17 protein-coding genes are annotated in these 19788 nt (G+C 69.2%); 7 read left to right on the plus strand and 10 right to left on the minus strand.

Annotation, left to right across the window (positions count from 1 at the left end; translation table 11 throughout):
• Positions 1-66: 66 nt before the first annotated feature.
• From ABIN76_RS06000 to ABIN76_RS06020, 5 genes are read right to left on the minus strand one after another with little or no spacing between them, the layout of a single operon-like run.
• Positions 67-1560 carry an aldehyde dehydrogenase family protein gene (locus ABIN76_RS06000; protein ID WP_346958801.1) on the minus strand — a complete coding sequence of 498 codons (1494 nt, stop codon included), beginning with the start codon at positions 1558-1560 and terminating at the stop codon, positions 67-69.
• Positions 1560-2618 carry a VOC family protein gene (locus ABIN76_RS06005; protein ID WP_346958802.1) on the minus strand — a complete coding sequence of 353 codons (1059 nt, stop codon included), beginning with the start codon at positions 2616-2618 and terminating at the stop codon, positions 1560-1562. Before ABIN76_RS06005 ends, ABIN76_RS06000 begins: the two co-directional genes overlap by 1 nt.
• A gap of 28 nt (positions 2619-2646) precedes the next feature.
• Entirely contained in the window at positions 2647-3726 is a 1080-nt protein-coding gene (locus tag ABIN76_RS06010; RefSeq protein ID WP_346958803.1) for a 4-oxalomesaconate tautomerase, read from the minus strand.
• Positions 3713-4423, minus strand: a complete 711-nt coding sequence (locus ABIN76_RS06015; protein ID WP_346958804.1) for a 4-carboxy-4-hydroxy-2-oxoadipate aldolase/oxaloacetate decarboxylase — start codon at positions 4421-4423, stop codon at positions 3713-3715. Before ABIN76_RS06015 ends, ABIN76_RS06010 begins: the two co-directional genes overlap by 14 nt.
• Positions 4420-5151, minus strand: coding sequence for a PIG-L deacetylase family protein (locus tag ABIN76_RS06020; RefSeq protein ID WP_346958805.1), 732 nt, complete (start codon positions 5149-5151; stop codon positions 4420-4422). The genes ABIN76_RS06015 and ABIN76_RS06020 overlap by 4 nt, the downstream gene beginning before the upstream one ends.
• A 255-nt stretch (positions 5152-5406) precedes the next feature.
• Here ABIN76_RS06020 and ABIN76_RS06025 point away from each other — a divergent pair, with 255 nt between their 5' ends.
• Positions 5407-6780 carry an aminomethyl transferase family protein gene (locus tag ABIN76_RS06025; RefSeq protein WP_346958806.1) on the plus strand — a complete coding sequence of 458 codons (1374 nt, stop codon included), beginning with the start codon at positions 5407-5409 and terminating at the stop codon, positions 6778-6780.
• A 24-nt stretch (positions 6781-6804) separates the two neighbouring features.
• Positions 6805-8217, plus strand: a complete 1413-nt coding sequence (locus ABIN76_RS06030) for an aminomethyl transferase family protein (RefSeq protein ID WP_346958807.1) — start codon at positions 6805-6807, stop codon at positions 8215-8217.
• Positions 8218-8258: 41 nt separating this feature from the next.
• Here the strand turns inward: ABIN76_RS06030 and ABIN76_RS06035 are convergent, their stop codons facing one another.
• Complete coding sequence (locus ABIN76_RS06035) at positions 8259-8960, minus strand: GntR family transcriptional regulator (RefSeq protein ID WP_346958808.1); 702 nt, start codon at positions 8958-8960, stop codon at positions 8259-8261.
• A gap of 58 nt (positions 8961-9018) precedes the next feature.
• Between ABIN76_RS06035 and ABIN76_RS06040 the strand changes: the two genes are divergently transcribed.
• The gene (locus ABIN76_RS06040; RefSeq protein WP_346958809.1) at positions 9019-9831 is read left to right on the plus strand and encodes an NAD(P)-binding domain-containing protein; all 813 of its coding nucleotides are present in this window, start codon (positions 9019-9021) and stop codon (positions 9829-9831) included.
• A gap of 53 nt (positions 9832-9884) precedes the next feature.
• On the opposite strand, the gene ABIN76_RS06045 is transcribed toward ABIN76_RS06040, so the two are convergent.
• From ABIN76_RS06045 to ABIN76_RS06055, 3 genes are all read right to left on the minus strand, one after another.
• A complete protein-coding gene (locus tag ABIN76_RS06045; protein WP_346958810.1) occupies positions 9885-10121 on the minus strand; it encodes a hypothetical protein in 237 nt (78 codons plus the stop codon).
• Positions 10122-10263: 142 nt separating this feature from the next.
• Positions 10264-11958, minus strand: a complete 1695-nt coding sequence (locus ABIN76_RS06050) for an alpha-amylase family protein (protein ID WP_346958811.1) — start codon at positions 11956-11958, stop codon at positions 10264-10266.
• Positions 11955-12941, minus strand: coding sequence for a TIGR03885 family FMN-dependent LLM class oxidoreductase (locus ABIN76_RS06055; protein ID WP_346958812.1), 987 nt, complete (start codon positions 12939-12941; stop codon positions 11955-11957). The genes ABIN76_RS06050 and ABIN76_RS06055 overlap by 4 nt, the downstream gene beginning before the upstream one ends.
• Positions 12942-13057: 116 nt before the next feature.
• Between ABIN76_RS06055 and ABIN76_RS06060 the strand changes: the two genes are divergently transcribed.
• A complete protein-coding gene (locus ABIN76_RS06060; RefSeq protein ID WP_346958813.1) occupies positions 13058-14134 on the plus strand; it encodes an ATP-dependent DNA ligase in 1077 nt (358 codons plus the stop codon).
• Positions 14135-14281: 147 nt separating this feature from the next.
• Here ABIN76_RS06060 and ABIN76_RS06065 read toward each other — a convergent pair whose 3' ends face one another.
• A complete protein-coding gene (locus tag ABIN76_RS06065) occupies positions 14282-15601 on the minus strand; it encodes an MFS transporter (RefSeq protein WP_346958814.1) in 1320 nt (439 codons plus the stop codon).
• Between the two features lie 385 nt (positions 15602-15986).
• Here ABIN76_RS06065 and ABIN76_RS06070 point away from each other — a divergent pair, with 385 nt between their 5' ends.
• The 3 genes from ABIN76_RS06070 to ABIN76_RS06080 all read left to right on the plus strand — a co-directional run bounded on the left by ABIN76_RS06070 (position 15987) and on the right by ABIN76_RS06080 (position 19697).
• Positions 15987-16727, plus strand: coding sequence for an IclR family transcriptional regulator (locus tag ABIN76_RS06070; RefSeq protein WP_346958930.1), 741 nt, complete (start codon positions 15987-15989; stop codon positions 16725-16727).
• Positions 16728-16887: 160 nt separating this feature from the next.
• Positions 16888-17769, plus strand: a complete 882-nt coding sequence (locus tag ABIN76_RS06075; RefSeq protein ID WP_346958815.1) for a shikimate dehydrogenase — start codon at positions 16888-16890, stop codon at positions 17767-17769.
• Positions 17769-19697 carry a TIM barrel protein gene (locus ABIN76_RS06080; protein ID WP_346958816.1) on the plus strand — a complete coding sequence of 643 codons (1929 nt, stop codon included), beginning with the start codon at positions 17769-17771 and terminating at the stop codon, positions 19695-19697. The genes ABIN76_RS06075 and ABIN76_RS06080 overlap by 1 nt, the downstream gene beginning before the upstream one ends.
• The last annotated feature ends 91 nt before the right edge of the window (positions 19698-19788 follow it).

Consider the following 19788-nt stretch of genomic DNA (forward strand, 5'->3'; position numbering starts at 1 on the left):
CCCCCGCTGCGCCGGTCAAGACGCAGCGGGGGCGTTCCCGTTCCCTGGCTTAGCCCGTGGCGCCGGTCAGACTCCTGACGGGTCAGCAGGCTCCAGGTGGGCGATCGCCCGGGTGTCCTGGAAGGCCCGGACCCCTTCGATCCCCTGCTCCCGGCCCATGCCGGACTGCTTCATGCCGCCGAACGGAGCGCGCAGGTCCAGCCGGGTGGCGCCGTGGTCATTGACCCAGACGTAGCCGCAGACCAGCTTCCCGCCCACGCGGTCCGCCGTGGCGGGGTCAGCGGTCCAGACCGAGCCGCAGAGCCCTGCCCAGGTAGCGTTCGCGGCCTCGATCCCTTCCTCCTCGGTGTCGAACGGGATGAGCGGGATGACCGGTCCGAACTGCTCCTGGGTGACGACGCGCAGCGCGGGGTCCGGGTCGATCACCAGGGCCGGGCGCATGAAGTTCCCGCCCTGCAGGGCCGGGTCCGTCGGCAGCGACCCGTACTCCCTCACGTCGGCCCCGGCCGCCTTCGCCTCCTCGATGAGCTCGGTGACGAAGGCCTTCTGGGCCGGGGAGTGCAGGGGCCCCATGGTGGTCCCCTCCTGGAGCCCGTAGCCGATCACGGCCTGCTCGAGCCGGCCCGCCAGCCCCGCGACAACCTCGTCCAGGCGCGAACGGTGGACGTAGATCCGCTTCGCGTTCATGCAGATCTGCCCGGTGGTGTCGAAGATCGCGGCGTAGAGCCGGTCCAGATGGGTGTCATCGAGAATGGCATCCGCCAGGATGACGGCGGCGTCGTTTCCGCCGAGTTCCAGCGTCACCCGGGTTAGCGATTTCGCGGCCATCTCCATGATGCGCTGTCCGCCGCCGACGCTGCCGGTGAAGCAAACCTTCGCGACGTCGGGGCTGGTGATGAGGGCGGCCATGTCGGCATCCTTGCCCGTCACGACGTTCAGCACGCCCGGCGGCAGTTTCTCGGCGATCCTCTGGACCACCCGGGTAGTCGCCAGCGGGGCCGTGGGCGGCGGCTTCACGATGGCGGTGTTGCCGGCGAGCAGCGCGTGCGGCAGCGAGGCCGCAAGGATCGCGATCGGCCAGTTGAACGGCACGATGACCGTCACCACGCCCAGCGGCTGGAACGCGACCGTTGTGGTGACCGGGATGCCGGGTGCGGGCGGGAGCACCTTGGTGGCCTCCACCTCGTCGGCCAGCGCCAGGGCAAGGTTCCAGCGGATCTCGAACACCAGCGAGTCGACCCATGCCTCCATCCGGATCTTCCCGTTCTCCTGGGAAAGGATGGCGGCGTCCTCGTCGCGGAAGTCGGCGATGCCTTCAAGGGCCGCCCGCATCTGCCCGGCGCGTTCCTGGGCGCTCAGCGCGGACCATCCGGGGTAGGCCGCCTTCGCCGCGGCGATCGCCTCGTCGACGTCGCCGGGGCCCGCCGCGGCCGCGTGCCCGACCGTGACGCCGGGCTTTCCCGGGTCGGCGATCTCCAGGGTCGAGGCCGCCTGGCGCTCGGACCCTCCGATGTACAGTCCGGTTGTCACCGGCGTCGACGTGTTCGTTGCGTTGGTCATCACTTCGCACCTCTCTGTGCAGTATTGCTCTGTGCGGTATTGCCGGGTCCGTTCATTGCGTCGTTCACTGGGCCGCCGGCCACGTTCGGCGTTCCGTGGGTGTGGAAGGTCTCGATCGTTTTCATGCCCCACGCCTGGCCCTTCTTGCGTTCCTCCTGGGTCCATTCCACCACCGGCGAGTCGGGATCCAACAGCAGGCGGGCGCCGGCGTTGGCAAATTCGATCCGGTTGCCGCCGGGCTCCCAGACGTAGAGGAAAAAGGTCTGGTTGATGGCGTGCTTGTGCGGGCCGGACTCGATGTGGATGCCGTTCTCCAGGAAAATGTCGGCGGCCTTGAGGATGTCTTCGCGGGTGTCGGGGGCGAAGGCGACGTGGTGCAGCCGGTTGCCGTGCTTGAGCCAGTCGTCGGAGTACACAATGTCGTAGGACTTGTTGTTGAAGTGGAACCACCAGGCGGCGTAGCGGCCGTCGTCGAGCTTGATCCGCTCGCTCTCCCGTCCCCCCAGCGCCTTCGCCACGAACTCGCCGTTGGCCACCACGTCCCTGGCCAGGTAGTTGATGTGGTCTAGCCGCCTGGCGTTGACGCCGCGGCCGGGGAACGCCGAGGCCTGGTTTTTCAGCGCGGGCTTGTCGTCGGTGGCCACATACCGCTCGGTCTCGTAGTAGATGGCCATGTCGTGCCCGTCCGGGTCGCGGAAGGCATACGCGGGGCCCGTCCCCATCTCGCCGTCCACCCAGCCGACGCCGAGGCCGGTGGCCTCGATCGCCGCCACCCGGCGCTCCAGCGCCGCCTGGCTGCTGGTCCGGAAGGACGTCCGGCCGACGCCGGCGTCGGCCGATTCGGTGAGTTTCAGCGTGTAGACCTGGTACTCGTCCCACGTCCGCAGGTAGGCGGACCGCTTCGACCCGGCTCCATCAGCTCCATCAGCTCCGCCGGTTTCCGCGACGACCCGCATGGCCAGCAGGTCGCGGAAGAACCACAGGCTCTTCTCAAAGGTGGGAGTCAGTAGCTCCACGTTTCCCAGGTGGGCGACGTCGAACGAGGTGAACTCGGTCATGGAACTGTCCTCTCTCAGGGGGTGGGTGTCACAGGCGGGGGCGGGGATAGACGCGGCCCTCGAAGATTTTTCGCGCCGTGCGCAGGGCGGCCGAGCCGGTGACGGTGAAGCCGCCGGCGGAGGGCTCGACCCCGACCTCGACGTCGAAGTGGCCGGTGGGATGCTCCACCCGGAACGGGGCGTCCGGCGGCGGCAGCGCGGCGATTCCGTGGCCCACCGATCCGTCCGCCAGCACTCCGGCGGCGACCGTGAGCGCCCCGAGGACGCCGATCGAGGTGTGGACGCGGACGGGCAGGAAACTGCGGGTGGCGATACTGCCGCCGGCCCGGGGCGGCGCCAGCAGGACCAGCTTCGGCACGGTCGCGCCGGTGACGTCGCCCATGCCCATCAGGCCGGCCGCGGCGAGGCGGAGTTCGGCCAGGCGGGCGGCCAGGCCGGTATCAGCCTCCAGTTCGTCCGGCGGTTCCTCTCCGGTGACGCCGAGGTCGGCGGCACGCAGCAGCACGCTCGGCATGCCGTTGTCGACGCAGGTCAGTTCCACCTCCCCGACGCGGTCCAGGACCCGGCCCGTGGGGAACAGTGCCCCGGTTGACGAGCCCGCGGTGCCTTCGAAGTTGAGCCGAATCGCGCCCGCCGTCCCGGGGACGCCGTCGATCGCGAGGCCTCCGTCGTAGTCCACCGCGCCGCCGGGGGTGGCGAAGCGGGCGGTGGCGATGCTGTTGGTGTTGACCATCCGGATGCGCACTTCGGTCTGCTCCCCGCCGGCCGGCACCAGGCCGCGCTCAAGCGCGAACGGGCCCACCCCGGCCAGGATGTTGCCGCAGTTCTGGCGGCTAGTGACAAACGCCGTGTCGACCCCCAGCTGCAGGAACAGGTAGTCCACGTCGGCGCCGTCGTCCGGGGATGGCGCGATGACGGCGACCTTGCTGGTGAGCGGGTGCGCGCCGCCAAGCCCGTCGATCTGCCGGGGGTCGGGGGTGCCCATGATCCGCAGCAGCAGCCCGTCGCGTTCACCGGGGTCCGCAGGCAGGTCCGAGGCGAGGAAATATGCGCCCTTGGAGGTGCCGCCGCGCATCAGGAGGCACGGGATGCCCTCAGCCGCGGCCATCGTCCGCCTCGTACTCCGCCGCGCTCACGTACCGGACGCCTAGCCCGTCCAGCAGGCCGCGGAGCCGGTTCCGGTCCAGGCTCAGCTCTCCGGCGCGGTAGGCCGCGCGCGCTTCGGCCTCGGTCGCTACCCGCGCGTCGGCGGCCTCGAGGGCGGCCCGCACGCCGCCGCGCGGCACACACAGCACCCCGTCGTCGTCGGCCACGATCACGTCCCCCGGGCAGACGAGGGCGCCGCCGACCGTGACCGGCACGTTCACCGAGCCGGCCGTGGCCTTGACCGTCCCCTGCGCGTTGACCGCGGCGGACCAGACCGGAAAACCCATCTCGCGCAGCTCGGTGACGTCGCGGACGCCGCCGGTGGTCACGAGCCCGCGCACCCCGCGGTACCGCAGCGCCGTCGCGAACAGTTCGCCGAACGAGCCGTCCAGGCACGGCGAGGTGGTGGTCACCACCAGCACGTCCCCCTCCTGGCATTGTTCGACGGCCGCGTGGATCATAAGGTTGTCCCCCGGCCAGCAGAGCACCGTAACGGCCGAGCCGGCAATCCGGACCCCGTCCTGGATCGGCCGGAGCGCGGCGCCCACCAGCCCGCTGCGGCCCATGGCCTCGTGCACCGTCGCCACCCCGTGCGCGGCGAGGGCCTCGATCGACGGCGCGTCCGCCCGCTGCACGCCGGTGACCACAACGGGTCTCACTCGAGCACCTCGGTGACCTGCGGGTAGTAGCGCATGTAGGCCTCGCCCCGGGTATCGACGGGCAGGCCCAGGTTCGGTCCGGCATTGCGTTTGACCTGCACGCCCCGGCGCACGGCGAGCGAGCTGTAGTAGTCCCACATGTGCTGCTGGGCGGGCAGGCACTTCATTGCCCGCTCCTTGGCGGGAAAGGCGGCGGTGATGTCGAGCAGGACGTCGGGCTTGAAGTCGCACTGTTCGGGCTGGTGCGGTTCGAAGAAGAATACCGGCGGCGCGCCGAGCACCTCGCCGGGCGCGTCGTACCCGATCGCCTGGGCCAGGATCCTGGCCTCGATCGCCAGCTTCGCGGCCGTCGGGTGGTCGCCGTTGTACGGGTCCAGCAGCGGATGGGTCAGCACGACGGTGGGCTGCACCCGGCGGTAGACGCGGACGAGGGCATCGAGCAGTTCCCGGCTCGGCAGGAGCGGGTAGTCGCCGGCGTCGAGGAATTCGATGTCCGCCCCGAGGGCCGCCGCGGCAGCCTCGGCCTCACTGCGCCGCAGCGCCTTGATCTCGTCCAGCGACTTCCCGGCCAGCCACTGGCTGGCGGACTCGCCGCGCTCGCCGTAAGAGAGGCAGACGACGACGGCGCGCTCGCCGCGGGCGGTGGCGGCGGCGATCGCCCCGCCGGCCCGCCAGACGAAGTCGCCCGCGTGTGCGCTGACCACCAGCACAGTGCCTCCGTTGCCCATGATGAGGTCCTTCCCGGATTGCTTGCCCATCCTCGACGTGCGTTCACGACGTGCGTTCCCGATCTAGCCCCCCGGCAGCCGCGGACAATGCCAGAGAACCACGCTCTGGCACTGCGGTCAAGGCATCGGATACAATTTTGTTAGCAATCGCGGGTTGAGGGCTTCTGCGGCGATTTTCGCCCGCTGGCATTCGTCCTGCGGACCGAAGAGTCCGGTGGTCCGAACAAAGGAGTTCACAGTGACGGAGGCCTTGCGGTGACGGAATCCCTGCAGGAAGCGCTGGACCGGGCCGGTTCGCCGGTCGAGCTGCTGCGGAACTCGCCGGCCCGCCCCCATGTGTTCCCGGTGGCGGCGGAGTTCAGCAACTGGCGCTCCGAGCAGCATTCCTGGCGGACCAGCTGCGCACTGCTGGACCAGTCCCACCACATGACCGACCTTTTCCTCAGCGGTTCCGGCGCGGAGCGCCTGCTCAGCGGGCTCGCGGTGAACTCCTTCGCCAGGTTCCCGGTGGACCGCGCCAAGCAGTTCATCGCGGTGAACCACCGCGGGCAGCTCATCGGCGATGCCATCCTCGCCCACCTTGAGGACGACTCCTTCAACCTGGTCGGACATCCGATGGTGATCGACTGGGTGCAGTTCCATGCGGAGACGGGGGACCACGCCGTCGACGTCGTCCGCGACGGCAATTCGATCGTGCGCCCCGGCGACCCCCGGCTGTTCCGCTACGAGCTCCAGGGACCCACCGCCGTCGCGATCATCGAGAAGCTGATCGGCGGTCCGGTGCCGCAGATCGGCTTCTTCCACATGGGGCGCTTCCCGATCGCGGGACTGGAAGTCCGCGGGATCCGCCACGGCATGGCCGGCCAGCCCGGCTACGAGCTTTTCGGACCGTGGGCCGACGGCGCGCGCGTCCGCGACGCGCTGCTGCAGGCCGGAGCCGAGTTCGGCCTGACCCCGGTGGGGGCGAAGGGCTATTCGACGGCGAACCTTGAGTCGGGATGGGTGCCCTCGCCGGTGCCGGCGATCTTTTCCGACGAGCGGCTGCGGGCGTACCGCGAGTGGCTTCCGGCCCCGGCGGCGGGGTCGCTGGGCGGCAGCTTCGACTCGCCGGACATCGAGGACTACTACCTGACCCCGTATGACCTGGACTATGGACGGTCGGTCGCGTTCGACCACGACTTCGTCGGACGCGAGGCGCTGGAGGCGCTGGCCGCCGGCCCGCAGCGGCGCAAGGTGACGCTGGTCTGGAACCCCGACGACGTCCAGGCGGCGATCGGCTCGCTGCTGCGCCCGGGCACCCCGGCGAAGTACATCGACCTGCCAAAGGCACGGTATGCCCTGTACCAGGTGGACCGGGTGCTCCAGGACGGGGTGACCGTCGGCCAGTCCTTCGACTGCGGCTATATCGCCAATGAGCAGTCGTTCGTTTCGCTCGCCACCCTGGACCCCGGCCGCGCCGAGCCCGGTGCCGAGGTCACAGTGCTCTGGGGCGAGCAACCCAACTCGGCCAAGCTCCAGGTCGAGCCGCACCGGCAGATCGCCGTGCGCGCCACCGTCGCCCCGGCCCCGTTCGTCCGCTATGCCCGTGAAAGCTACCGCGCCGCCACGCTGCGCGGCCCAGGCACCTGATCGACTACCGAAGGAGAAAAATCGATGGCCCAGAACTCCCTGCAGGATGTGCTCGATGCGGCAGGCAACACCGTAGAACACCTGCGCAATTCACAGCTCGGCACCTACATCTACCCGGTGGTCCCCGCGGAATTCACCAACTGGCGTCGGGAACAGCGCGCCTGGCGTGAGACCGCCGTGCTCTACGACCAGTCCCACCACATGGTGAACTTCTTTATGAGGGGCCCCGATGCGCTCAAGCTCCTTTCCGATACCGGCATCAACAGCTTCGCGAACTTCCCCGTGAACACGGCCAAGCAGTTTGTGCCGACGGCGTCCAACGGAGGCGTGATCGGCGACGGCATCCTCTTCCACCAGGCCGAGCACGACTTCGTCTACGTCGGACGCGCCCCCGCCGCGAACTGGCTCCAGTTCCACGCCGAGACCGGCGGGTACGACGTCGAGTGCCGCTACGACGACCGGTCGCCGTCGCGCCCCTACGGCCAGGCCGTCCAGCGGGACTACTACCGCTTCCAGATCCAGGGTCCGAACGCCTGGCAGATCATCGAGAAGCTCAACGGCGGGACCCTCGAACAGGTGAAGTTTTTCCACATGGGGCACCTGGACATTGCCGGCGAGCAGGTGCGCACCCTGCGCCACGGGATGGCCGGGGCCCCGGGGCTGGAGATCTGGGGACCCTACGAGCAGCACGGCAAGATCCGGGACGCGGTGCTTGAAGCCGGCGTCGAATTCGGCATCGAACCCTGCGGCTCCCGGGCGTACTCGTCGAACACGCTCGAGTCGGGCTGGATTCCGTCGCCGCTGCCGGCCATCTACAGCAGCGACGCCGAGCGGGGCTATCGGGAATGGCTGCCCGCCACGAGCTATGAGGCGATCAACGCGCTCGCCGGCTCCTTCGTGTCGGCGGACATTGAGGACTATTACCTCACGCCGTGGGAACTCGGCTATGGCTCGTTCGTGAAGTTCGACCACGACTTCATCGGCCGCGACGCCCTCGAGCAGATCGACCCGGCCGCCCAGCGCAAAAAGGTCACGCTCGCCTGGAACGACGAGGACCTGGCGAAAATCTGGGCGTCCTTCCTGGACCGCGACACCCCCGGCTACCAGTTCTTCGACGTCCCCAACGCGAACTACGGCTCGTCGAACTACGACTCCGTGGTGGACGCCGACGGTGCGGCGGTGGGTCTCTCGCTCTTCACCGGTGTGACGGCCAACGAGCGCCGCGGATTGTCCCTGGCGACGGTGGACCCCACCGTGGAAATCGGCACCGAGGTGCGCGTGGTCTGGGGCGAACCCGACGGCGGATCGCGCAAGACCACCGTGGAACCGCACGAGCAGCTCAGCGTGCGCGCCGTCGTGAGCCCGGTGCCCTACGCCGTCACCGCCCGCACCGAGTACCACGGCGGCTGGCGTACCGCGGGCACCGCTGCCGGGTGAGGACCGCCCCCGCCAGGCTCCGGCCAGGCCGGGGGCGCACCTCAGCCCGCGGAAGCCGGACCGGCTTCCGCGGCTGAGACCTCGCGCAGGGCGTCGATGACGCTCAGCAGGTGGCGGCGCACGGCGAGTTCGGCGGCGTCGGGGTTACGGGCGACGACGGCGTCGATGATCGCCGCGTGCTCCAGCACCGAGACTTTCGCCCGCTGGGGCCGTGAGGAGAGCTTGAACTGGTGCCGGACGCTTTGGGCGTGCAGCCGGGCCAACACCTCGGAGGCGGTGGCATGATGGCTCAGTTCGCGGAGCCGGACGTCGAGGGACAGATGCAGACGGGAGTATTCGACCAGGTCGCCCTCGGCGACCGACTCGATCATCCGGGTCCGCAGGTCCGCCAGGGCCGCGGCATCCTCGTCGGAAAGGCGGGCTGCGGTCTTGGCGGCACACAGGCCCTCGACGCCGATCCGCACCTCGAGGATTTCGATGGCCTCGTCCACGGAGATCGCCCGTACCCGGGACCCGCGGTTCGGCAGCCGTTCCACCAGGCCTTCGCCCGCGAGCTCGAGCAGCGCGGTCCGTACGGTGGCCCGGCTCGCCGAGAACGCGGCACTGAGGTCCGCCTCGATCAGCCGCTGGTTGGGCGCGTACTCGCCGCGGATGATCGCCTCCCGGATGACGTCGGTGACGCTCGGGTCAACGGTGGCGGCGGCTTCGGCCCCCAGCGGTGGACCGCCAGTGACTGACGACATGTGCATTCAACTCCCAGAAAGGCCGGACAAGGAAGGGGCCCCGATGCGAGACACCATATTGTCTACAATCCTAGGAGCAACGGAGGGCAGTGTCCGCAGGCGCGTCGCCGTTCTGGGTCTCGGCGAGGCAGGAAGCATCTACGCCGGGGACCTGGCCCGGGCCGGAGCGGCCGTCACGGCGGCCGATCCGGCCGTCACCGCCGTCCCCGCCGGTGTAACGCCCGCCGCCGGCGCCGGCGACGCCGTCCGCGGTGCCGACCTGGTGCTGAGCCTGGTGGGCGGAGCCGCCGCGGGCGCCGTCCTCGAGGAGGCACTGCCGGCCATGGCACCGGGAGCCCTCTTCGCCGATATGAACACCGCCGGCCCCGGGGAAAAGCGGCGGCTCGCGGCGCGCGCGGACCGGCATGGCATCCTCTTTGTCGACGTCGCCATCATGGCTCCGGTTCCCCGCGCACGGATCCTGACGCCCCTCGTGCTGAGCGGGGCGGGGGCCGATGAGCTGCTCGCCGTCCTCGCCGGATGGGGGATCCCGGGGACCAGTGTGGGCGGCGACGCCGGGCGGGCCGCGGAATTGAAGCTGCTGCGCAGTGTTTTCATGAAGGGCCTGGCCGCGACCGTCCTCGAGTCGGTGGCGGCGGCCCGGGCAGTGGAAGCCGGGGACTGGATCGTCGACCAGATCGCCGCGGAACTGGGCCCCTCCGGCCACGCGGTCGTGGCGCGGCTGCTGGAGGGCAGCCGGATGCATGCCGTGCGGCGGGAGGAGGAGATGTGCCAGGCGCGCTTGTTCCTCGAATCGCTCGGGGCCGCCCATCCGATCACGGACGGCACGATCGAGTGGCTGCATTCGCTGGCCGCGGGCAGTCCTGACTGACTACGCCCGCCGGCCCGGTCGGCTGACTGTGCCGCGCAGCGCCCCCAGCTGCCTCAGGCGACCCGCCAGAGGCTGCATTCGTCCGCGTTGACGGCCTTGCGCGTCCCGGACTGCCGGTCCAGGATCCAGACGACGCCGATCCCCGGCGCCGTTTCCTGCACGCTGCCGCGGCGGATCACGACGTCGTCGTAATTCGGGCCGACGCGCAGCCGGGCCTCGATCTCGTCGCCGCGGTGCAGCTGGTCGAGGGCGCGGATGCGGGTTGTCTGGGCTTTGGCTTCCTTCAACATGGCGGGCCTCCTGGACTGGAGCTGGTGCCTGCTCTTGCCGGCATCTCCAGTGTCCTGCGCCATTGTTGCCGCCGCGTTTCGGCCCGGTAAGCGGTGGGTTAGTTTTGCGGAGCCGCCGCGTTTCCGCGCCATTGCGCCGGCGTCAGGGGCTGAGCCGGTCCTCCGGGTGGTGGATCCGGAACCAGCGGTAGCCGTAGCGGTCCAGCTCCAGGTCGAAGCCGCCGTCGTCCTGAAGCGGGATGTCCTCACCGTCCAGCAGGTCCTGCAGCACCGCGCCGGCGTAGGAGCGCCCCGGTTCCTGCGCGGAGGCCGCATTGGCGCTCACCGAGGCCGGTTCGGCGCCGAAGTTGTGGGCCAGCAGCAGGGCGGAGCCATCCCGGCTGCAGCGGTGCAGCAGCACCCTTGCCACCGGCTGCTTGACGAGTTCGAACCGGCCCCAGCCCAGCTCGGGACTTTCGCGGTAGCGCTGGATGAGCGAGGCAATGAAATGCCACAAAGATTCCGGGTCCCGCTTGCCCGCAGCCGCGTTGATGTTCTTGGGACCGAAGTAGCCGTCCACCACCTGGGCCACCAGCTCCTGCTCCCGGGCGGTGGAGAAGCCGGCGTTGGCCGTGTCATTCCACTGCATGGGGGACCGGACTGCGGAGCGGCCTTTCGCCCGCAGGTCCTCGCCCATCCCGATCTCCTCGCCGTAGAACAGCACGGGGGTGCCCGGAAGCGAGAACATCAGCGAATAGACCATGCGGATCCGGGCCGGGTCGCCGTTAAGCATGCCGGGCAGCCGGCGGCGCAGGCCCCGGCCGTACATCTGCATGTCCGGGTCGGGCCCGAACGCGGCGAAGACTTCCTCCCGCTCCGCGTCGCTGAGCTTGTCCAGCGTCAGTTCGTCGTGGTTGCGGACAAACATGGCCCACTGGTTGTCGGGATGGATCGCCGGCCGGGAGCCCAGCGTTTTAGCCAGCGGCCGGGCATCCTCGCGGGCCAGGGACAGGTACATGTTCTGCATGGAGAGGAAATCGAACTGCATATTCAGCTCATTTCCCGCCGCGCCGCCGAAGTACTTCAGCTGCTCCTTGTAGGGCAGGTTGACCTCGCCGAGCAGGACGGCGCTGCCGTGCCGCCGGTTCAGGAAGCTGCGCAGCGCGCTCAGGTAATCGTGCGGATCAATTCTGGCCGCCTTGTCCTTGGGCTCTCCCCGGAGCTCGAGGAAAAACGGCACCGCGTCGAGGCGGAAGCCGTCCAGGCCCAGCTGCAGCCAGAAGCCCATGGATTTTGCGATCTCGTCCCGGACCCGCGGATTCATCACGTTCAGGTCCGGCTGGTGCTTGGCGAACATGTGCAGGTACCACTCGCCGGTGGCCTTATCCTGGGTCCAGATGGCGGTTTCCTCGCCCGGGAACACCACCTGGTCCGAGGTGTCCGGCGGGGTGTCCTTCCGCCACACGTAGTAGTCCCGGTACGGGTTGTCCACCGACTTGCGGGCTTCGACAAACCACGGGTGCTTGTCCGAGGTGTGGTTGATGACGAAGTCGGCGATCACCCGGATGCCCCGATCGTGGGCGGTGCGGATGAATTCCACCACATCGCCGAGGGTACCCAGGCGCCGGTCCACCCCGTACATGTCCGTGACGTCGTAGCCGTCGTCACGGTCCGGGGACGGGTAGAACGGCATCAGCCAGATGCACGTGATCCCCAGGGCGGCCAGGTAGTCCACGCGCTGGGTGAGGCCGGAGAAATCCCCCGTGCCGTCGCCGTCGTTGTCGAAGAAAGTCTCCGGATCCAGGCAGTAAATCACGGCGTTCTTCCACCACAGGTCCGAGGTCTCGGCGATCCTCACGCGGTCACCTCCTGCGGCCGGCTGCCGGAGCGCAGCTGGGGAAGCACCCGTTCGGCGAAAGCGTCGATGAACGGCGCCTGCTCCTGGCCGACGAAGTGCAGGTAGAGCTCGTCGAAGCCGAGGTCCAGGTATTCGGCCAGCCACTGGGCATGCTCCCCGGTGTCGGCCGAGATGTTGACGACCTTGCGCACCTGGTCCGGGCCGACGTCGGCGCTGACGCCGTCGAAGTGCGCGGCGCCGGGGAGGTCCCACGGGATGGGCGGGCTAAAGACGTTGCTGCGCCACTGGTCCATCGCGGTCGCCAGGGCCGCCTGCTCCGTCGGGGCCCAGGACAGGTGGACCTGCAGGACGGCCTTGCCCCGCCCGCCGGCGTCCCGGTAGGCGGACAGCACCTCCCGGAGCTTGCCGGGCGGCTGGTTCACGGTCACCAGGCCGTCGGCCCACGCCGCGCCGCGGCGGGCCGTTTCCAGGCTGACGGCCGGCGCGATCAGCGGGGGCTTGATCTCCGGCACGTCCCACAGCCGGGCCTGTTCCACCGTGACCAGCCCGTGGTGCGTCACCTCTTCGCCGTTATGGAGCCGGCGGATGATGTCCACACACTCCTCCAGCCGGCGCTGGCGGGTTTCCTTGGCCGGCCAGGGGTCGCCGGTCACGTGTTCGTTCATGTTCTCGCCGCTGCCCGGAGCCATCCAGAACCGTCCGGGAAACATGTCCGCCAGGGTGGCCGAGGCGTGCGCGATGATGGCCGGGTGGTAGCGCTGCCCCGGGGCCGTGACCACGCCGAACCGCAGTCCTGTGGTGGCCAGGGCGGCGCCGAGCCAGGACCAGGCGAATCCGGAGTGGCCCTGCCGTGCCGACCACGGCTCAATGTGGTCCGAGCACATGGCGGCGTCGAATCCCGCCTGTTCCGCCAGCTGGACGTCCTTGAGCAGCCGGCCCGGGCTGATCTGTTCGTGCGAGGCGTGGAATCCGAGGGTAGCCATCGTTAATGTCTACCGCCGGGCCGCGGGTCTGTCGAGGGCGCCGGCCGGCGGCGGCCCGGCGCGCCGGACGGCCCGGGGGATCGACGCCGGCGTCCGGCCGCGCCAGAATGGGCCTTATGCGACTGCCGTTGATGCCCCCGATCGCGCCGATGCTGGCGAAGGCCGTCAGCGCCCTGCCGGAGGGCGACATGAGCTTCGAGCCCAAGTGGGACGGGTTCCGTTCCATCATCTTCCGCGACGGCGACGAGGTGGAGATCGGCAGCCGCAACGGCAAGCCGCTGACCCGGTACTTCCCGGAGCTCGTGGAGGCGTTGAGGGCAAACCTGCCGCCGCGCTGCGTGCTCGACGGCGAGATCATCCTGGTTGGTCCGCCGGGGAACCGCCTCGATTTCGACGCGCTCCAGCAGCGGGTCCACCCCGCGGCGAGCCGGGTCCGGCTGCTCGCCGAGCAGACCCCCGCGAGTTTTGTCGCCTTCGACCTGCTGGCCCTCGGCGACGAGGATTTCACCGGCCGGCCGTTCCAGGAGCGCCGGGTGGCCCTCGAGGAAGCGCTCGCGGACGCCTCGGCGCCGGTGCACCTGACCGCCGCGACCCGGGACCGGGATACCGCGGCACTGTGGTTCCGGCAGTTCGAAGGCGCCGGCTTGGATGGGATCGTGGCCAAGGCAATCGACGCCAGCTACCAGCCGGACAAGCGCACCATGTTCAAGGTCAAGCACGAACGCACCGCTGACTGTGTCCTTGCCGGGTACCGGGTGCACACTTCCGGCCCGGACCGGATCGGTTCGCTGCTGCTCGGACTGTACGACGACGACGGCGTGCTGGCTAACGTGGGCGTGGTGGGCGCCTTTCCGATGCAGCGACGCAAGGAGCTGTTCGAGGAACTGCAGCCGCTCGTCACCGACTTCGCGGACCACCCGTGGGCCTGGGCCCGGCAGGAGGAGGGATCCCGGACGCCGCGCAACGCCGAGGGAAGCCGCTGGAGCGGGGGCAAGGACCTGAGTTTCACGCCGCTGCGGCCCGAGCGCGTGGTGGAAGTGAAGTATGACCACATGGAGGGCGAGCGTTTCCGGCACACCACGCAGTTTGTGCGCTGGCGGCCGGACCGCGAGCCGACCTCCTGCACGTACGCCCAGCTGGAGGAACCGGTCAGCTACGACCTGGCCGCCGTGCTGGGCGCCGGCCGCTCTTAGGGGCCCGGGGTTCGGCGTCGGGCGTTCCCCGCGACGCTCCAGCCCGGTTCTTCCGCCGTCCGCAGCCCCGACACGCGGAAAAGCCCGGCGTGTTGCGGTAACACGCCGGGCTTTTCCGGGCAGAACCGGGCAGGAGCGTCGGGGACCTTAGCGCAGGCCGAGCTCCTTGGTGGGAACCTTGAAGGTTTCCTTGGCGGTCAGGGCCGAGACGGCGGCAATGACGCAGATGATGCCGGTGAAGATGGTGATCTGGACCCAGCCGCCGGGCTTGATGCCGCCCATGGCCGCCACGATGGCCGGGGCAAAGCCCGCCATCAGGAAGCCGAGCTGGGTGCCGATCGCCAGTCCGGAGAAGCGGACCTTGGTGCTGAACATTTCGGCGTAGAAGGAAGGCCAGACGGCGTTGGAGGCCGCGTAGCCGAAGGAGAAGAAGCCGATGGCGGCGAGGAACATCAGCGGGACGCTGCCGGATTCGAGGCTGAGCAGGAACACCGGGGTCAGGACTGCACTGGACAGCGCGCCGTAGATGAAGACGGGCTTGCGGCCGATCCGGTCGGCCAGCTTGCCGAAGAGCGGCTGGGTGCCGAGGGCGACCAGGTTGGCGCCGACGACGAGCCACAGGGTGATCGTGCCGTCCACGTTGGCGACGTTCTTGGCATAGGCGATCGCCAGGGTCCCGAACACGGTGGAGACGGCGGCGATGAAGGCGCAGGCAACCACGCGCAGGACGTCGCGCCAGTGGTGCTTGAGCAGGTCCGCGACGGGGAGTTTGGAGATCTGGGCGCTCTTTTGGGCTTCCTCGAAGGCGGGCGGCTCGTGCAGGGTGCGGCGGATAAAGAACGCAACCACCACGACGACGGCGCTGAGCCAGAACGGAATGCGCCAGCCGATGCCGTACTTGATCTCGTCCGGCAGGGCCAGGACGGGGATGAAGACGAGCGCGGCAAGGATCTGGCCGCCCTGGGTGCCGGTCAGGGTCCAGGAGGTGAAGAACGAGCGGCGGTTGTCCGGTGCGTGCTCCAGGGTCATGGACGACGCGCCGGCCTGCTCGCCGGCAGCGGAAAGACCCTGGCAGAGCCGGGCCACGACGAGCAGCGCGGGAGCCCACCAGCCGACGGTCTTGAAGTCCGGCAGGCAGCCGATCAGGAAGGTGGAGGCGCCCATCAGCAGCAGGGTGAACATCAGGACCTTGCGGCGGCCCACCCGGTCACCGAAGTGGCCCAGGATGACGGCGCCGACCGGCCGCGCCACGTAGGCGAAGCCGAAGGTCGCGAAGGACATGATGGCGGCGTTGGCGTCCGCGTCCGGGAAGAAGACCTTTGGGAAGATCAGCGCGGCGGCGGAACCGAAAATGAAGAAGTCGTAGTACTCGACGGCGCTGCCGAGGAAGCTGGCGAGGGCCGCCTTCTTTGGTGTCCCGGCCGGTGCGGCAGTGCCCGGCGTCGTAGACGGGAGTGTCTGGCTCATGGTGTTCCTTTGGTGTGACGACGTTGTCGCGGATGGATCGGGAAGGTCTCGCCGGCCGCTGGCTTCAAGTGTGCGGCAGCCGGTGGACCGAGGAAAGACCCGGACTAGTAGCCACATGGTGGGAGCTACTTGTGCGATGTAGCAAGCATGGCTGTGAGCGCCATCACTTGTCAAGAAAAATAATCACGATCTAGCAATAGCTCTCATCATGTGAGAACATCGATCCATGAGTGTGAACCAAGACACAGAGGCGGCCCCTGCCGCCGACACCCCCGCGGAAGCCCCCGGCGACGGTCCGGACGAAGCCCTGAAGCCGGCCACGGCCCTCCAGGTGGACGAGTCCCTCAAGCCGGCTAAACCCGCCAAGGAAGACTCGCGCACCGACATGGTCGGCAAGGCCCTGGGGCTGTTGGTCCTGCTGGGTGACGAGCCCCGCGGGGCCAGCGCCGCCGAGCTGTCGCGCCGCGCGGAGCTGCCATTCAGCACCACTTACCGGCTGCTCGGCTCGCTGACCAGGGACGGTTTTGTCGACTACGAGGCCGACGGCCGCCGCTACCACCTGGGCCTGCGCGTCTTCCAGCTCGGCCAGCGGGTCTCCAACCACCATGGTTTTGCCGGCACCGCGCTCCCCATCCTGCGGCGCGTCACCGAGGAGACCGGCGAGGCCACCATCCTGTCGGTCCGCGACGGGCAGCACCACCTCACCGTGAACAAGGTGGACGGTCCGCAGACTTTCCGCGTCACGTCCGATCCGGGCCACCTCGGTGCCCTGCACACCACGTCCGTGGGCAAGGCGCTCGTCGCGTTTGCCGACGACGCCACGCGGCAGCAGCTGGTGGAGGACCTTGAGCTGGAGCCGCTGACCGACCTGTCCATCACGGACCGGGACGCCTTCCGGGCCGAGATCGAGCTGGTCCGCAAGCGCGGTTACGCCACCATGGACGAGGAGAACGAGCTGGGTATGCGTGCCGTAGCCGTCCCGGTCTTCAATTCGCAGGGCCACGCCTTCGCCTCGCTGGCCACCGCGGTACCCGTCTTCCGGATGAGCATGGAAGCCCTGGTGGCCCTCGTGCCGCTGCTCCAGGCCGCCGCGGCCGAGCTCTCGGCCCGCCTTCCCCAGGGCTGAAACCGGCGGATCTCCCGGGTCCACCCCAAAAGTCATCAATGAGTGTTCGGCATAAGAACATCCGTGCAATATGTGAACACTTGCGCTAATGTAATCCCTATCACCCGGCCCGCCGCCTACTTCGCGGCCGCCGAGTGCCGTTGTCAAAGGAGCTAGACGGATGAGCAACCGAGCAGAGTCCTTCCTCGTGGGCCTGGTAGGCGATGGCGTCACGCCGTCCCTCACGCCCCCCATGCACGAACGCGAAGGCGACGTACAGGGCCTCCGGTACCTTTACCGCCCCATCGACCTCACCGAACTGGGCCTTTCCGGCCAGGCCGTCGGAGAACTCCTGACCGGCGCCCACCGGCTCGGCTTCAACGGACTGAACATCACCCACCCCTGCAAGCAGCTGGTCCTCGAACACCTCCACGAGATCTCGCCGGACGCCCGGCGCCTCGGTGCCGTCAACACCGTGACCATCCAGGACGGCCGCTTCATCGGCCACAACACCGACTTCTCCGGCTTCGCCTCGGCCCTGGCTACCGGCCTGCCCGGCGCGAAGCTGGACCGTGTTGTGCAGCTCGGCGCCGGCGGCGCCGGATCCGCCGTCGCCTATGCCCTGCTGACCGCCGGAGTCCGGCAGCTGGACCTCGTGGACACCGACGCGGCCCGTTGCGCCGCCCGCGCGGCCGAACTGGCCGGCTTCTTCCCGGACAGCCAGGTCACGGCCCGTACGACGGCGGAGCTGCCGGAGCTGATGCCGCTCGCCGACGGGCTGGTGCATTGCACGCCGGTGGGCATGGCCGCCCACCCCGGCGTCCCGCTGGACATGTCCCTGGTGGAGTCCCGGCACTGGGTCGCGGACATCGTTTACCGGCCGATCGAGACCGAGCTGGTCCGCGAAGCCCGGTCCAGGGGCTGCGAGGTGCTCGACGGCGGGCGGATGGCGGTGGGGCAGGCCGCCGACGCGTTCCGGATCTTCACCGGTCTCGAGGCCGACGCGGACCGGATGCGGGCCCACTTCCTGGAGCTCGTCGCCGCCGAAGAGGTGGCCGCCTGATGCGCACCGGAATCGCCACCGTCTGCCTCTCCGGCACCCTGAAGGAGAAGATGCAGGCCTGCGCCGTCGCCGGCTTCGACGGGATTGAAATCTTCGAGCAGGACCTCGTGACGTCGTCGCTGAGCCCGGAGGAGATCCGGGCGATGGCCGCGGACCTGGGCCTCAGCCTTGACCTCTACCAGCCGTTCCGCGACTTCGACAGCGTTCCGGAGGAGGTGCTCGCGGCGAACCTGCGCCGGGCGGAGGCCAAGTTCCGGCTGATGTCCCGGCTGGGCATGGACACCATCCTGGTCTGCTCCAATGTGGCCACCGCCAGCATCGACGACGACGAGCTCCGCGCCGCGCAACTGTCCCGGCTCGCCGCCCTCGCCGGTGAGCACGGTGTGAAGGTCGCCTACGAGGCCCTGGCCTGGGGCAAGTACGTCAACGACTATGAACACGCACACCGCCTGGTGGAACTGGTGGACCACCCGAACCTGGGCACCTGCCTGGACTCCTTCCACATCCTGTCCCGGGACTGGGACACCGCCCCGATCGAACAGTTCAACCCGGAGAAGATCTTCTTCGTCCAGGTCGCGGACGCGCCGAAGCTGTCCATGGACGTGCTGTCCTGGAGCCGGCACTACCGGGTCTTCCCGGGCGAGGGGCAGTTCGAGCTCGCCAAGTTCATGGGCCACGTGGTCCGCGCCGGCTACACCGGCCCCGTCTCGCTGGAGGTCTTCAACGACGTCTTCCGGCAGTCCGACGTCGAGCGCACCGCCGTGGATGCCATGCGCTCGCTGATCTGGCTGGAGGAGCAAAGCGCCCAATGGCTGGAGACGCACCCCTCGTCGGCACAGCCTGCCGAGGCCGCCGGCGGCGCCGGCCGCCGCCGCTACCCGATGGAACTGGCCACGCTGCCGCGGGTGGCCGAACCGGCCGGGTTCAACTTTGCCGAGGTGCGGGCCGCGGACACCGCCGCCCTGGAGACCCTGCTGGGCCAGCTGGGGTTCGCGTTCAACGGCCGGCACCGGACCAAGAATGTGCAATTGTGGAGCATGGGCCACGCACGCGTGATCATCAACGAGGAAGCGCCCGCCGCGGCGGAGACCGCCATTGCCGCGGTCGGCTTCGACGTCGACTCTCCGGTGATCGCCGCCGCGCGGGCGCAGCAGCTCAAAGCCCCGGCCGTGCCGCGCAAGAGCCAGGCGAACGAGGAAATTTTCCAGGGCTTCGCCGCCCCGGATTCCACCGAGGTCTTCCTGTGCCAGGGCAGCCCGGACGGCACCGCCGCCTGGGTCAACGAATTCGGCACCTCCGGCGACGCAGCCGGCCCGGGCGCGGGCCCGCAGGCCGTGATCGACCACGTCAACCTCGCGCAGCCCTGGCAACACTTCGATGAGGCGGTGCTTTTCTACACCAGCGCCCTGGCCCTGGAGCCCCAGCCGTACGCCGAGGTGGCGAGCCCCACCGGCCTGGTCCGGTCCCAGGTGATGACCACGCGGGACCGCGGCGTGCGGCTGGTGCTGAACCTGGCCCCGCTGCTCCAGCAGGAGGCCGGCCCGGACGCCGGCGCCGCTTCCCCGGGAACGCAGCGCCGGACCTACCAGGAACACATCGCGTTCGCCGTCGACGACCTCGTGGCGACGGCCCGCGCCGCCCGCGGCCGTGGCCTGGAATTCCTGCAGATCCCGGCCAACTACTACGAGGATCTGGACGCGCGCTTCGACCTGGACCCCGCATTCCTGGCCACCCTGCGCGAACTGAATCTGCTCTATGACCGTGACGCCGACGGCGAGTTCCTGCACTTTTACACCGCCACCGTTGGCAGCGTGTTCTTCGAAATGGTGGAACGCCGCGGCTCCTACGACGGCTACGGGGCCCCCAACGCCCCGGTCCGGCACGCCGTCCAGTACGACCACCTGCACCAGCTGAAACTCACCGCCTGACCGCACCCGGCCAGGACCGACCCACCCCAACGAAAGGAGGCTGCTGTGCCTGAAGAAATCAACCTCGAAATTTTCAACGCGGACCCGCTCA

This window comes from uncultured Arthrobacter sp. (assembly GCF_964021775.1).
Classification (GTDB): Bacteria; Actinomycetota; Actinomycetes; order Actinomycetales; family Micrococcaceae; genus Arthrobacter.

What these genes read in the sequence shown, in the direction of transcription:
- ABIN76_RS06030 (WP_346958807.1), top strand. Translation starts at nt 6,805, where the DNA reads ATGGCCCAGAACTCCCTGCAGGATGTGCTCGATGCGGCAGGCAACACC.
- ABIN76_RS06045 (WP_346958810.1), bottom strand. Translation starts at nt 10,121, where the DNA reads ATGTTGAAGGAAGCCAAAGCCCAGACAACCCGCATCCGCGCCCTCGAC.
- ABIN76_RS06010 (WP_346958803.1), bottom strand. Translation starts at nt 3,726, where the DNA reads ATGGCCGCGGCTGAGGGCATCCCGTGCCTCCTGATGCGCGGCGGCACC.
- ABIN76_RS06035 (WP_346958808.1), bottom strand. Translation starts at nt 8,960, where the DNA reads ATGTCGTCAGTCACTGGCGGTCCACCGCTGGGGGCCGAAGCCGCCGCC.
- ABIN76_RS06075 (WP_346958815.1), top strand. Translation starts at nt 16,888, where the DNA reads ATGAGCAACCGAGCAGAGTCCTTCCTCGTGGGCCTGGTAGGCGATGGC.
- ABIN76_RS06070 (WP_346958930.1), top strand. Translation starts at nt 15,987, where the DNA reads ATGGTCGGCAAGGCCCTGGGGCTGTTGGTCCTGCTGGGTGACGAGCCC.
- ABIN76_RS06005 (WP_346958802.1), bottom strand. Translation starts at nt 2,618, where the DNA reads ATGACCGAGTTCACCTCGTTCGACGTCGCCCACCTGGGAAACGTGGAG.
- ABIN76_RS06060 (WP_346958813.1), top strand. Translation starts at nt 13,058, where the DNA reads ATGCGACTGCCGTTGATGCCCCCGATCGCGCCGATGCTGGCGAAGGCC.
- ABIN76_RS06020 (WP_346958805.1), bottom strand. Translation starts at nt 5,151, where the DNA reads ATGGGCAACGGAGGCACTGTGCTGGTGGTCAGCGCACACGCGGGCGAC.
- ABIN76_RS06065 (WP_346958814.1), bottom strand. Translation starts at nt 15,601, where the DNA reads ATGAGCCAGACACTCCCGTCTACGACGCCGGGCACTGCCGCACCGGCC.
- ABIN76_RS06000 (WP_346958801.1), bottom strand. Translation starts at nt 1,560, where the DNA reads ATGACCAACGCAACGAACACGTCGACGCCGGTGACAACCGGACTGTAC.
- ABIN76_RS06080 (WP_346958816.1), top strand. Translation starts at nt 17,769, where the DNA reads ATGCGCACCGGAATCGCCACCGTCTGCCTCTCCGGCACCCTGAAGGAG.
- ABIN76_RS06055 (WP_346958812.1), bottom strand. Translation starts at nt 12,941, where the DNA reads ATGGCTACCCTCGGATTCCACGCCTCGCACGAACAGATCAGCCCGGGC.